Source organism: Streptomyces sp. NPDC002044 (genome assembly GCF_040296725.1).
In the GTDB taxonomy this organism is placed as follows: domain Bacteria; phylum Actinomycetota; class Actinomycetes; order Streptomycetales; family Streptomycetaceae; genus Streptomyces; species Streptomyces antarcticus.
The window spans coordinates 1-13,038 of the sequence record NZ_JBEOXU010000159.1; the positions used below are offsets into that span (position 1 = coordinate 1).

The following is a 13,038-nucleotide window of genomic DNA, read 5'->3' on the forward strand; positions in this document are numbered from 1 at the left end:
GGTGGAGTGATTGACCCGGCGGTCACTCCTCGTAGCGGGAGACCCAGTTCGCGATGCTCCGGGAGAGGTCGTTCCACACGTCCTCGCCCCCCGCGGGGCGATCCCCGCGGACCGCCAGCCGTCCACCACCCGCGCGTCCACCGGCTCGTCCGCCAGCAGGACGTGCCGCAGCGCCGGCAGGCTCCCCGGCCGGCCCGCCGCCGTCAGCCGCGCGAACGCCGACGGCAGCTGCGTCAGCACCGTCACCCGCTGCTCCGCCAGCAGCCGGGCGAACCCGCCCGCGTCACCGGCCGTGTCCCGGTCCACCATCACCGCGCACCCGCCCGACAGCAGCGGACCCCACATCTCCCGCATGCCCAGATCCAGGCTCAGCGAGTGGAAGCAGGACCACACGTCCTGCGGCCCCACCTCCAGCACCGGCACACAGCCGTCCACCCACGACAGCACGTCCAGATGCGTCACCGGCCGCACGGCCGCCGCCCGCCCCGCCGCGCCGCCCCGCGGGAGCGCCAGGAACGCCGCCTGCGGCGCGAACTCCCGGCGCACCGCCGCCTGCGGCCGTACCGCGATGACGAACCGGCCCGCCTTGGCCACCGGGATCTCATCCCGCAGCAGCCCGCTGTCCGAGACGACCATCCCGGCCCCCGCGTCACGCATCAAGAACTCCTGCAGGCCCGCGTTGTGCCCGGGCTCCAGCGGCAGCACCGCCGCACCCGCCCGCAGCACCCCCACCACGGCCGCCGCCGCCTCACACGAGCGCAGCACCCGCACCGCGACCGCCCCGCCCGGACCACTGCGCCCCGACAGCCGCCGCGCGATGTCGTCCGCGAGCCACTCCAGTTCCAGATAGGTCGCCTGTCCCTCCGCGTCCCGGGCGGCGACCCGGCCCGGATGACGCGCGGCCGAAGCCGCGAAGCGGATGTCGATGCGGTGCCGGCGCACCGGCCACCCGTCGGCCGGGTCGAGCCCGATCCCTCCGAGCAGACCGGCCAGGTCGGCAGACAACTGGTCGAGCTCCGGATGGTCCGGAGTGGCGTTCATACGGCCTCCAGCGAGAGGATCGGTACTCCGGCGCCGATCGTGCCGCGCCCCGCCGGAGAACCGCTCAAGTCTCGCCGTACAGGACCGCTCGGCACCCGCTCAAGACCCGCTCGAAGGCCGCTCCACGAAGAGTCGAGGACGACTCGGAAGGCTATGGCCCGACCCCGCGGGGCATGCCTACGATTCCCTGGCTCATGCCGAAGCCACACTCTCCCCGTCGCGCTCCGAGAGACCACTCGTAGACGCACGCACATGGAACTGAGCTTTGTGGCTATGGCCCGTCTCACGAGACTGGACTTGACTGTACTCATGACTCAGAACACGCAGATCACCCTCGTTATCGGCGGTCACGGCAAGACCGGCCGCCGCGTCGCCGAGAAGCTCACCGCCCAGGGCCGCCAGGTCCGTATCGGCTCCCGCACCGGCGAGCCCGCCTTCGACTGGCACGAGCCCGCCACCTGGGACGCCGCACTCGAAGGCGTCGACCGCGTCTACGTCACCTACTACCCCGACCTCGCCTTCCCCGGCGCCGCCGAGCAGGTCGGCGCGTTCTCCCAGGCCGCCGTCGCCAAGGGCGCCCGCCGCCTGGTCCTGCTCTCGGGCCGCGGCGAGGAGGCCGCCGAGGTCAGCGAGGACAACCTGAAGGCGTCCGGCGCCGACTGGACCATCGTCCGCTCCAGCTGGTTCAACCAGAACTTCTCCGAGAGCTTCTTCCTCGAGCCCGTCCTCGCCGGCGAGATCGCCCTGCCCACCGGGGACGCCGTGGAGGCCTTCGTCGACGCCGACGACATCGCCGACGTCGTCGTCGCCTCCCTCACCGACGACAAGCACATCGGCAAGACCTACGAACTGTCCGGCCCCCGCCTCCTCAGCTACACCGATGTCGCCGCCGAACTGTCCAAGGCCACCGGCCGCGACATCAAGTACATCTCCGTCACCAATGAGGAGTACCGCGCCGTCCTGCGCGAGAACGACCTCCCCGAGGAGTTCGCCGACCTGTTCACCATGATCCTCGACGGCCGCAACGCGCACCTGGTCCACGGCGTGGAAGAGGCCCTGGGCCGCAAGCCCAAGGACTTCGCCGACTTCGCCCGCGACGCGGCCGCCGCGGGAGTCTGGAACGTCTGACCACCACACCGCCGGCACCGCCGGCAGCACCCCCGTCACTCCCTGACCGGGCGGCGACTCTGGTACGGCCGCCGCCCGGTGCTCGGACACCCCGGGGGACGCACACGCGCACCGCGCACGACCGACCGGCAGGAGGCTGCCATGCCCGCACCCAAGTCGTTCTCCAGCGAACACGGCCTGGAAACACTCCCACCGTACTTCCACGGCTTCGCCCTCATGCACATCGCGATGCGGCGCGACGCGGCCCGGCTGCGCACCGCCGCCCCCCAGTGGAACACGGCGGGCACCCCCTGGTGGCAGCGCCTGCGCGAGACCATCGAGTGGCACCACACCAGCGAGGACGACGTCCTGTGGCCGGGACTGCGCCGCAAGGACCCCGACTTCGACGCCCAGGCCCGCGAACTCCACGAGGACCACGAGGAACTCGACGCCGCCATGGACGCCGTCTCCACCGCCATCGCCCGCCGCGGCGACGGCCTGGTCCGCGCCTCCCACACCTTCGAGTCGGTGCTCCGCGACCACCTCCGCGACGAAGAACGGATCATCTTCCCCGTCTTCGAACGCCTCGGCGAACACGCCTACCTCGCCGAGGAACGCAAAGTCGTCGCCAGCGCCCCGATGCGCGTGATGACCCACCTGCAGCCCTGGATGTTCGACGGCGCACCGCGCCGGTCCGTCGCGCACGTCAGCGCCACCATCCCGCCGCCCGTCCGCCTCATCGGCGCGACACTGCTGGCCCGGCGCTACGAGCGCACCCTGAAGGGACTCACCAAGTGACAGCCACGACCACCCAGTCCGTCACCCTGGTGGCGGCCACGGTCGGCACCGGCCTGATGGCGGGTCTCTACTTCGCCTTCGACATCTCCGTGATGCCGGGCCTGGGCCGCGGCGACGACCACACCTACGTCACCGCCATGCGCAACATCAACGAAGCCATCGACAACGGCCTGTTCGGCCTGCTGTTCCTCGGCGCGTTCCTCGCCACCGGCCTCGCCGCCGTCCAGCAGCAGCGCGGCGGCCGCCCCGACGCCGCCCGCTGGGGCTGGGCCGCGTTCGCCCTCTACGGCCTCTCCCTGGCCGTGACCGCCGCCGTCAACATCCCCCTCAACCACCAGCTCGCCCGGGCCGGCGCCGACGCCACCGCCGCCCGCACCCGCTTCGGCGGACGCTGGACGGCCGGCAACCTCATCCGCACCGCCGCCTGCACCGCGGCCCTGGCCGCACTCGGCCGGGCCCTGACCCTCCACGGCCGCGGATCGGCGTAACCGGCCCCGCCCCGGCCGCACACCGGCGCCCCCCACGCCGCCCCGGCCACCCGGCACCACCCGCACCACCCCCGTGAACGGCGCCCGCTCTCTATTCTCCGTCCCCCGCGGGAGAGCGGGCGCTTCGCCGTGTTCCTGGAGAGGATGTACGCATGGACACGCTGACCGGCCTCCTCGAAGGCCCCAAAGCCCGGGGCGCCTTCCTCCTCAAATCCGTCTTCAACCCGCCCTGGTCCCTGCGCGTCGAAGACCGGGCCCCGCTCTCGGTGGTCACCATGGTCCACGGCGACGCCTGGCTCATCCCCGACCACGGCGACCCCGTCCCCATCCGCCCCGGAGACGTCGCCGTCGTACGCGGCCCCGCCCCCTACACCGTCGCCGACACCCCCACCACCCCCGTCCAGATCACCGTGGGCCCCGAACAGCGCTGCAGCACCGAGGAAGGCCAGGACGTCACCGACACCATGGCACTGGGCGTCCGCACCTGGGGCGACACCTTCCAGGACGCCGGCTCCGCCGTCATGCTCAGCGGCACCTACCAGGCACCCAGCGAGATCGGCCGCCGCCTCCTCAGCGCCCTACCCTCCCTGCTGGTACGCCCCGCCGAAGCCGCCGACAACACCCTGGTCACCCTGCTCACCTCGGAGATCTCCAAAGACGAACCCGGCCAGGAGATCGTCCTGGACCGCCTCCTGGACCTGCTCCTCATCGGCGTCCTGCGGACCTGGCTCGCCGCCCCCGCCAGCGGCGCCCCCTCCTGGTACCGCGCCCAGGGCGACCCCGTCGTCGGCCCCGCCCTGCGCCTCCTCCACGAGAACCCCGCCCACGGCTGGACCGTCGCCGAACTCGCCCTGAAAGTCGGCGTCTCCCGCGCCTCCATGGCCCGCCGCTTCACCGACATCGTCGGCGAACCCCCGGTCGCCTACCTCACCGGCTGGCGCCTCGCCCTCGCCGCCGACCTGCTGCGCGAACCCGACGCCACCGTCGCCACCGTCGCCCGGCGCGTCGGCTACAGCTCCGCCTTCGCCCTCTCCACCGCCTTCAAACGCGTCCGCGGCGTCAGCCCCCAGGAGTTCCGCACCGGCACCGGCCCCGACACCCCGCAGGAAGCCCCCCGCACCCCCCGCACCGTCGTCCTGCCCACCCCCTGAACCCGCCCGCCCCGCCCCCCGGGTCCGCCCCCGCGCCCGGGGCCGTCGCCGTCCACCGGCCCCGGCCCCCGCGCGGGTCACCGGCCCGGCGGGCGGACCACCGCCGTCAGCACCAGCCCCCCGCCCGCCCGCCAGCGGCCCTCGTACACCGGGTCCACCGGCGACGCCACCGGCGGCCGCATCGTGACCGCGAACGTGCCCGCGGGGGACAGGGCCAGCGAGGCGTCACGGAACCCCAGCCAGATCCCCGTCGCCGGATACCACGCCTTGTACGCGGCCTCCTTCGCGGAGAAGAACACCCGCTCCCACGGCAGCGAGGGATCCGCCGCGGCCAGCGCCGCCAGATGCGCCCGCTCCGCCTGCGACGCGATCAGCCCCAGCACCCCGGCCGGCAGCGGCCCCGCCGGCTCCGCGTCGATGCCCACCGCCGCCGCCACCGACGCCGGCGCCGCCACCGCCGCCCGGTAGCCCTCGCAGTGCGTGATGCTGCCCACCACCCCCGCCGGCCAGCCGGGCGCACCGCCCGCCCCCGGCAGCATCGCCACCGGACGGCGCCGCAGCTGCGCCAGACACCGCCGGGCACACGCCCGCGCCGTCGCGAACTGCCGCCGCCGGCCCTCCCGGCGGCCCTCCATCACGGCCGCCTCCGCCGCGAACAGCACAGCGGGCGCCGCGTCGTCGAAAGCCTCCGACGACGTGACGCCCGGGGGGAGGAGTTCCTCGATCATCGCGAGGCGAGCTCCGCCACCGCCGCGACCGCCACCAGCGGACGCTCCAGCGGCAGCATGTGCCCCGCACCGGGAACCCGCTCGAACCGCGCGCCCGGCAGCACCCGCGCCAGCGCCTCGGCCAGCTCGACACCGATCACCTTGTCGCCCTCACCGTGCAGCACCACCGCCGCGACACCCACCGACTTCAGCGCCTCGCGCACGTCCCAGCCCCGCGTACAGCGGAAGAAGTCCGCCCGCACCCGCGGCACGGTCGCCGCGAACAGCTGCCGGTTCACCTCCCGCACCACCGGATCCACGCCCTTGCCCATCGTGGACCCCAGCAGCTTCCCGCCCAGCCACCGCCGGCGCAGCGCCCACGAGAACAGCGGGCTGCCCATCATCTTCACCTCGCTCTCCGGCGTGTCCTGACCGTGCGCCGCCGTCCCCAGCAGCACCAGCCCGCGCAGCCGGCCCGCCGACGGCGACGTCGCCGCGTACGCCAGGGCGGCGAACCCGCCGCCCGAATGCCCCACGACCACCGCCTCCCGCGCACCCGTCTCGCCCAGCACCGACGCCAGATCCGCGCCCAGCCGCTCCACCGACACCGGCGTACGGCCCAGCGTCGAGGCACCGTGGCCGCGCTGGTCGTACAGCACCACCCGGTGCCCGGCCCGGATCAGCCGGTCCGCGACCGTCCCCCAGGCCCGGCGCGAATGCGCCCAGCCGTGCACCAGCACCACGTCACCGGCCGCCACCGCCCCCGCCAGCGGCGCCAGGACCGTCACCGCCAGCTCCGCACCGTCGTCCGTACGGACCGTCACCTCGTGCGTGACCTCCGAAGCCGTACTCACCGCGGCACCCCCGACAACTGCCGGTTCAGCGACTCGAACGCCGCCAGCGTGCCCTTGGAATGCTCCGCGCCCAGGTCCGCGACCTTCGCCAGCACCTTCAGCCAGCCGTGGGCACGGCCCGTGAAGTGCATCGCGATCCGCGTCCGGCCGCCCGGAAGCGGATCCAGCACGAAACTGCTCGGACCGCGGAAGACACCCGACACGTACTCGATGTCCAGACGCCGGCCCGGCTCCACCGCCACCGTCCGCGAGGTGAAGCGCAGCTTCAGACCCCCCTTGTCGGACCCCTTGGTGTGCACCGTCACACCGACCTCGCCGCCCACCGCGTCCGGGGCACCGGACACCGACGTGAACGTGTTGTGCGGCACCCACCACTGCTTCGCGCCGCGGAACTCCGCGACGAGCGCCGCCCAGACGTCATCCGCCGGGGCGTCGATCACCGCCTCGTCGATCAGGTCGTACGTCGTCATCTCCAGGCCTCCACTCGGTACGGGACAAAAAAGGAGGCGGCGGGGACGGGGATGCCTCACCCCGCCCCCGCCGCCGGGACCACACGGCGCCCTCAGGCGCCGCCCGCCGCCGTCAGGCGAAGAAACCCTGGCCCGGCGTGAACATGCTGTTCGGGTCGTACTTCCGCTTGGCGTTGACGAACCCGCTCCACCGGGTGCCGAAGTGCTTCTTCCAGTCCGCACCCGACATCGGGATCGAACCCACCAGGTAGCGCTTCGCGCCCAGACCCACCGCGATGTCGTACAGCCGCCGGTTCTGGTCGATCATGCCCTGGATGTTGGGCTCACCCGGGTTCGGGAACCGCAGCAGGTCGAACAGGTAGACCACCGACTCGTTCGGCATCACCGCCAGCGGCCGCTTGATCTTCGAGGAGAAGAACGGGTAGAACAGCAGGAACCCGCCGCCCAGCGAACTCGCGTCCAGCTCCTGCTCCACCCGCTTCATGAACGCCTTCGTCTTCGACGCCGGCAGGAACATGCTCAGCCACGGCTTGGGCGTGTACCAGTGGCCGCCCTCCTTCAGGTACGCCTCGTACGCGTCGAGCCGGAACATGTAGGCCCGGTACGTCACGTCCTCGATGACCGCCTCCGACCGCACGTCCTTCAGGTCGCACAGCAGCCGCGTCCGGTTCGGCGGCGTCGTGTTGTACGTCGCCCCGACCTCCAGCTTGTACCGCCAGCCCGAGTTGTCCGGAGTCCGCTGCATCTCACCCGCGTGGACCTCGAACCGGCCGTCGGCCAGCACCCGCTCGGAGTCGATCAGGTACTGCTCCACCGTGTTGTAGTACAGGCTGAAGATGACGGCCCGCTGCGGCGCCGGAATCAGCTTCACCTTGGCCCGCACGATGATCCCGACCTGACCGCCGCCCGACAGCGCCGCGTTGAACAGGTCCGCACGCACCGACGCCGTCGCCGTCACCAGCCTGCCGTCACCCGTCACGATGTCGATCGACTGCACCGTGTCGCACAGCAGACCGTAGCGCTGCACGGTCCCGCCGATCCCGCCGATGCTGATCGTCCCGCCCACCGAGATGTACAGGTAGTCGGGCAGCGCCGGCGGGGTCTTGCCCACCTGCAGCGTGGCGTCCGTCAGCTGACCCCACGTCACCCCGGCCTCGACCACCGCGTGGTCACCGCCGATGGACACGATCCGCGACATGCCCTTGGCATCGATGGAGATGCCGCCCGGCACCCGCGCCTGCCCGTACACCGAGTGCGACTCGATGTCGTCACCCGTACCGCCCTGACCGTTGACGGCGACCTTGATGCCGTTGGCCCGGGCGTAGTTGACGATCGTCACGATGTCCTCGACACCACCGGGGCGCAGCACCGCCCACGGCTTGCTCGGCGCACCGTCGAAGAGGTGACCGAAGTCGTTGGCGAAGGCGTCCACCGTCGCCGGCGTCGTCTCCAGGGTGCCGGTCAGGCCCGGCACCGGAACCACGTTGGGGTTGCCCGCCGCCTCCGCGGCGGTCGCCCACGTCTGGTCCACCACGTTCCAGCCGACGACGGCCACGGCCGTCGCCGCCATACCGCCGAGGACCCGGCGGCGGGAGGGCTCGGCGCTCGCGCCGACGTCGGTTCTAGGGGTGCTGCTCATCTGCGTGCGTCTCCTACTGGTGAGGTACCGGCTTGGTGCTGCGCACCCGGGAAGCGAGCTGGTACTCGCTCAGGTCCAGGCGCTTGGTGCCGCGGCGGAAGCGCCAGGTGTACGTCGGGAAGATCGACGTGTTGCGGCCGTTCGCGTCGAGGTACCAGCTCTTGCAGCCGCCCGACATCCAGACCGTGCCCTCCAGATGCCCGTCGAGCTTGCGGTTGTAGGCGTCCTGCGCCTCCCGGCGCACCTCGATGCTGGCCAGGCCCCGCTTCTCGGCCTGCTTCAGCGAGTCCACGACGTACTGGACCTGCGCCTCGATCATCACGGTCTGCGAGGAGTGACCCAGCGCCGTGTTCGGGCCCAGCAGCATGAACAGGTTGGGGAAACCGGCGATCGTGGTCCCCCGGTGCGCGGACATGCCGTCCTTCCACGCGTCGCGCAGCCGCACCCCTTCCCGCCCCCAGATCCGGCGGGCCACAGGCCGGTCGGTGGCCAGGAAGCCCGTCCCCAGGATGATCGTGTCGACCTCGCGCTCCACACCGTCCGACCCGACGATCGACTTCGCGCGGACCTCCGCGATGCCCTCGCTGACGATCTCCACGTTGGGCTGCTGGATCGCCGGATACCAGGTGTTGGAGAACAGCAGCCGCTTGCACGCCACCAGGTAGTCGGGCGTCAGCCTGGCCCGCAGCGCCTCGTCCGGCACCGACTTCTTCAGATGGTCGCTCGCCATCTTCTGGACCTTCTCGGCGAGCTTGGGCCGCTTCCAGAAGAACGCCAGGACCTCCCGGCCCCACTGGTTGAAGCCCCGCCGGAACCGCTGGTAGCCGGGCAGCGAACGGAGCATCCTGGTGTGCAGCTCGCTGTTGGCCTTGTCGGGCTTGGGCCCGATCCACGGGGGAGTGCGCTGGTAGAGGTCCAGCTGCCCGACCTCGGGCTGGATCTTCGGCACGAACTGGATCGCCGAGGCACCCGTACCGATGACGGCGACGCGCCGGCCGGCCAGATCGTGGTCGTGGTCCCAGTTCGAGGAGTGGAACACCGTGCCCTCGAAGCCGTCCAGCCCCTTGATGTCCGGAACCGCCGCCTCACTGAGGTATCCGGTCCCGGTGACCAGGAACTGGGCCGTGTAGCGGCCCTGGGAGGTCTCGATGATCCAGTGCCGCTCGCCCTCGTCCCAGCGGGCGGCCTCCAGCTCGTGACCGAACCGGATGTGCGGGCGCACCCCGAAGCGGTCGGCGGTGTCCCGCAGATAGGCGTACAGCTCATCGCGCGAGGCGAACGTCGACTTCCACTCCGGGTTGCGGGCGAAGGAGAACGAGTAGAGGTGGGACATGACGTCGCACGCACAACCCGGATAGCTGTTGTCGCGCCAGGTGCCGCCGACCTCGTCGGCCCGCTCGAACACCAGGAAGTCGTCGATGCCCGACTGCAGCAGCCGGATGGCGGTGCCCAGGCCCGAGAACCCGGTGCCGATGACCGCGACCCGCAGGTGCCGGGTCGGGCCGCGGCCGCCGGGAGCCGGCTCGGTGCCCGTACGTGCCCCGCCGTCCTTGGCCGGCTCGAGAATGCTCGTCACGTCTGGCTCCTTAGCGGCGCGTGATGGTGACGCGGAAGTTGTTGAAGAACTTGTCCTCGAGCGTGTACGCGAAGATGTCCAGGTAGCGCTCGAACCGCGAGACGACCTCCTCGCCCTCCAGGGCCACGGCCTCGTCCCGGCGCTCGGCCAGCAGCACCAGCCACGCCCGGCACGCCATCGCGAACGACTCGCGCTCGTTGACGACCTCGTCGATCTCGAAGAGGCCCTCCGCCGCCGCGCTCAGCTCGCTCAGGTGCGGGATGTGGCAGCCCTCGAACTCCGAACGCTGCAGGAACTTCAGGTCGTCCAGCAGCGCCCGCGTCATCGGCAGCGCCTCGGCCGTCATCGTGTGCAGCACGAACTTCGCACCCGGGTTGAGGGCGTTGGCGACCTGCTGGAAGAAGAACCGGTAGCGCTTGGTGCGCTCCTTCGGCGGCAGGTTGGAGGACACGAAGTGCTCCAGCGCGTTGATGCAGAACGCCGCGTCGTACTTCTCGCTGTCGTCGGCGACCTTGTAGTCCGCCCAGCTCTGCACCAGCGTGGTGATCCGCGGGTTGTCCAGGCCGGCGATGAACGCCTCCTGGGTCCGCGACAGGGTCAGGCCCACGGCCTGCCCCGCACCGTGCACGGTGGTCAGACGGTGGAGCATCGTGCCCCAGCCGCAGCCGATGTCCAGGACACGCCCGGTGGCCGGGCTGACGCCTGCGAGCTCGGCGAACTTGTCGAGCTTGCGGTACTGAGCCTCGTCGAGCGCGGCGTTGAGGTCCTCGCCGGCCTCCCAGTAACCGCCGGAGTACATCATCGAGGGGCCCAGCAGGAGCCGGTAGAAATCGTTGCTGACCTCGTAGTGGTGCCTGATCGCATCGACCTCGGGGTCCACCGACTTGGGGGCGACCGTTGTCATCCTGATCCTCTTTCCTGCGTGTCCGGCGGGCCGTATTTCCTAATTCGCGTCCGAGGAAACCCGATGCCCCGCAAGGCCCGCGCAAGACGGGCCGCATTCAAGACAGCAGGCCGTGTTGCGCCTTCCTTGCGGGGGCGGATATTTCATCGCTATCGAAACCAGACACGCACTGCCGAGTTGCATTGCCGAGAGAGGACCGACCCCATGTCGCTGCCCACCATCGAAGAACTGGCGAGCCAGCTCGAGGCCGTTTCGGGTGCCGCGGAGGTCAGCCCCGACGCCCCGCTCCAGCACATCGCGGACGTCGACTCGCTTGACCTGATGGAGTGGCTGTACGGATTCCAGAACCAGTACCCGCACATCCCGGCCGACGAGTCCCTCTTCGCCGACCTCGACGACACGACGACCCTGCGCGACGTGTACGCGAAGATCGTCGACCTCGTCCCGGCTCAGGCGTAGCGAGGGGTGACGTGACCGGCTTCGACATCACCGGGTGGGGCATGTCCGTACCCGAACGCGTCGTCACCAGTGCCGAGCTCGCGACGCGTTTCGGCGTCGACGAGCACTGGGTCGTCAGCCGCTGCGGCATCCGCGAGCGGCGGGCGGTCAACCCGGGGCAGACCACCGCCTCCCTGGCCGTCGAGGCCGGCCGGCGCGCGCTGGACAAAGCGGGCCTGACCGGCGCCGACATCGCCCACCTCATCGTGGCGACCGCCACTCCCGAGCAGCCGTCCCCGGCGACGTCCGCGTTCGTCCACCACGAACTGGGCATCTCCGGGAGCGCGCACGACGTCAACTCCGAGTGCGCGGGATTCGTCTACGGGCTGGTGTCCGCGATGGCCCTCATCGCCATCGACCCCCGCCCGATCCTGCTCATCGGCTCCGACACCCACACCCTGACGGCCAACCCGGCCGACCGGGACCTGTCGATCCTCGTCGGCGACGGCGCGGGCGCGGTCGTCCTGCAGCCCGGCCCCGAGAACCGCGTCAAGGCGTGGAACCTGGGCGCCGACGGCGCCTGCACCGGCTCCCTGAAGGTCCTCGCCGGCGGCAGCCGGATGCCCACCACCCAGGAGACCCTGGACGCGGGCCTGCACTACGCGCAGATCAACGGCAATGAGATCTACCTCAACGCCGTCCGCTACACCGTGCGCACCGTCCGCGAGACGCTGGAGAGCGCCAAGGTCGACGCGGCCGACATCGACCACGTCGTACCCCACCAGGCGAACATCCGGATCATCAACTCGATCCTCTCGCACACCGGGCTGCGGCAGGAGGCTCTGATCACCAACCTCCAGAAGTACGGCAACACGGCCTCGGCGTCGATCCCCATCGCGCTGACCGAGGCCCTCGAAGAGGGCCGCATCAAGGCCGGCGACAAGGTCCTGCTGGCCGGCTTCGGAGCCGGCATGACCTGGGGTTCGATCCTGATGGAATGGGGCGGTGTCGCCGCATGAGCAAGAAGAGCACGGGCCGGCGCCCGGACGCCCCGGTGGCCCTGGTCACCGGCGCCTCGGGCGGCCTCGGCCAGGCCCTGGCCCTGGAACTGGACGCGCTGGGCTGCCGGGTCGCCGTCCACTACAACAGCTCCAAGGAGGCCGCCGAGGCCGTCCGGGAGAAACTGTCCAACCCCTCGGTGCTGGTCACCGGCGACGTCGGCTCGTGGGAGGCCACCCAGGCCCTCTACGAGCAGATCTCCGCCGAACTCGGCCCGGTGGACGTCCTCGTCAACAACGGGGCCATCCGCAAGGACAGCCTCATGGCGATGCAGAACCCCGCCGACTGGGCCCAGGTCATCCAGACCAACCTCATCGGCTCGTTCCACACCGCCCGCGTCTCGGTGCCCTACATGCTGCGCCAGCGCTGGGGCCGGGTGATCAACATCGTGTCGCCCTCCGGCATCATCGCCACCGCCGGCCAGACCGCCTACTCGGCGTCCAAGGCGGGCCTCATCGGCTTCACCCGCACCCTCGCCGCGGAATGCGGCCGGCGCGGGGTGACGGTGAACGCCCTGTCACCCGGCTTCATGATCACCGGCATGACGAACACCCTCCCGGACCGGGTGATCGAGGGCATGGAGGACAAGGCCCCCATCCCCCGCTTCGTCACCGTCGAGGAAGTCGCCCGCAGCGCCGGCCTCTTCCTCGACCAGGACTGCATGACCGGCCAGGTCATCAGCATCGACAGCGGCGTCTCCATCACCTGACCCCCGCCGCACCACCGGCCCCGGCCCCCCACCCCCCAGGGAGGCCGGGGCCGCCCCACGCCCCCGCCCGCCCGGCCCGCCCGGCGGGACACCGGCG

At 71.4% G+C, this 13,038-nt stretch carries 14 protein-coding genes; 7 read left to right on the plus strand and 7 right to left on the minus strand.

Annotated elements, in window-relative coordinates; translation table 11 throughout:
* Window positions 1–1,041 (minus strand): AMP-binding protein (locus ABT106_RS27335; protein ID WP_351282396.1); only part of this gene is annotated, 1,041 nt, incomplete at its 3' end.
* Between the two features lie 309 nt (window positions 1,042–1,350).
* Between ABT106_RS27335 and ABT106_RS27340 the strand changes: the two genes are divergently transcribed.
* The 4 genes from ABT106_RS27340 to ABT106_RS27355 all read left to right on the plus strand — a co-directional run bounded on the left by ABT106_RS27340 (window position 1,351) and on the right by ABT106_RS27355 (window position 4,585).
* Window positions 1,351–2,169, plus strand: coding sequence for an NAD(P)H-binding protein (locus tag ABT106_RS27340; protein ID WP_351282398.1), 819 nt, complete (start codon window positions 1,351–1,353; stop codon window positions 2,167–2,169).
* Between the two features lie 141 nt (window positions 2,170–2,310).
* The gene (locus ABT106_RS27345; RefSeq protein WP_351282401.1) at window positions 2,311–2,946 is read left to right on the plus strand and encodes a hemerythrin domain-containing protein; all 636 of its coding nucleotides are present in this window, start codon (window positions 2,311–2,313) and stop codon (window positions 2,944–2,946) included.
* Window positions 2,943–3,434 (plus strand): anthrone oxygenase family protein, encoded by a 492-nt coding sequence (locus ABT106_RS27350; RefSeq protein WP_351282403.1) that lies wholly within the window; start codon window positions 2,943–2,945, stop codon window positions 3,432–3,434. Before ABT106_RS27345 ends, ABT106_RS27350 begins: the two co-directional genes overlap by 4 nt.
* A gap of 152 nt (window positions 3,435–3,586) precedes the next feature.
* Window positions 3,587–4,585 carry an AraC family transcriptional regulator gene (locus ABT106_RS27355; RefSeq protein WP_351282405.1) on the plus strand — a complete coding sequence of 333 codons (999 nt, stop codon included), beginning with the start codon at window positions 3,587–3,589 and terminating at the stop codon, window positions 4,583–4,585.
* A gap of 77 nt (window positions 4,586–4,662) precedes the next feature.
* Here ABT106_RS27355 and ABT106_RS27360 read toward each other — a convergent pair whose 3' ends face one another.
* From ABT106_RS27360 to ABT106_RS27385, 6 genes are all read right to left on the minus strand, one after another.
* Window positions 4,663–5,313, minus strand: coding sequence for a 4'-phosphopantetheinyl transferase family protein (locus tag ABT106_RS27360; protein ID WP_351282407.1), 651 nt, complete (start codon window positions 5,311–5,313; stop codon window positions 4,663–4,665).
* Window positions 5,310–6,146 (minus strand): alpha/beta fold hydrolase, encoded by an 837-nt coding sequence (locus ABT106_RS27365; RefSeq protein ID WP_351282410.1) that lies wholly within the window; start codon window positions 6,144–6,146, stop codon window positions 5,310–5,312. The genes ABT106_RS27360 and ABT106_RS27365 overlap by 4 nt, the downstream gene beginning before the upstream one ends.
* Window positions 6,143–6,616, minus strand: a complete 474-nt coding sequence (locus ABT106_RS27370; protein WP_351282412.1) for an SRPBCC family protein — start codon at window positions 6,614–6,616, stop codon at window positions 6,143–6,145. The genes ABT106_RS27365 and ABT106_RS27370 overlap by 4 nt, the downstream gene beginning before the upstream one ends.
* A gap of 112 nt (window positions 6,617–6,728) precedes the next feature.
* Window positions 6,729–8,255, minus strand: a complete 1,527-nt coding sequence (locus tag ABT106_RS27375) for an FAD-binding protein (protein WP_351282415.1) — start codon at window positions 8,253–8,255, stop codon at window positions 6,729–6,731.
* A gap of 13 nt (window positions 8,256–8,268) precedes the next feature.
* The gene (locus ABT106_RS27380; RefSeq protein ID WP_351282418.1) at window positions 8,269–9,831 is read right to left on the minus strand and encodes a flavin-containing monooxygenase; all 1,563 of its coding nucleotides are present in this window, start codon (window positions 9,829–9,831) and stop codon (window positions 8,269–8,271) included.
* Window positions 9,832–9,841: 10 nt separating this feature from the next.
* Window positions 9,842–10,735 (minus strand): class I SAM-dependent methyltransferase, encoded by an 894-nt coding sequence (locus tag ABT106_RS27385; protein WP_351282421.1) that lies wholly within the window; start codon window positions 10,733–10,735, stop codon window positions 9,842–9,844.
* A gap of 204 nt (window positions 10,736–10,939) precedes the next feature.
* Between ABT106_RS27385 and ABT106_RS27390 the strand changes: the two genes are divergently transcribed.
* The 3 genes from ABT106_RS27390 to ABT106_RS27400 are packed head-to-tail and all read left to right on the plus strand — an operon-like array spanning window position 10,940 to window position 12,941.
* On the plus strand, window positions 10,940–11,194 hold the full coding sequence (locus tag ABT106_RS27390) for a hypothetical protein (RefSeq protein ID WP_030390264.1): 255 nt from the start codon (window positions 10,940–10,942) through the stop codon (window positions 11,192–11,194).
* A gap of 11 nt (window positions 11,195–11,205) precedes the next feature.
* Window positions 11,206–12,192 carry a 3-oxoacyl-ACP synthase III family protein gene (locus tag ABT106_RS27395; protein WP_267727166.1) on the plus strand — a complete coding sequence of 329 codons (987 nt, stop codon included), beginning with the start codon at window positions 11,206–11,208 and terminating at the stop codon, window positions 12,190–12,192.
* A complete protein-coding gene (locus ABT106_RS27400; RefSeq protein WP_351282424.1) occupies window positions 12,189–12,941 on the plus strand; it encodes an SDR family NAD(P)-dependent oxidoreductase in 753 nt (250 codons plus the stop codon). The genes ABT106_RS27395 and ABT106_RS27400 overlap by 4 nt, the downstream gene beginning before the upstream one ends.
* Window positions 12,942–13,038 lie beyond the last annotated feature (97 nt).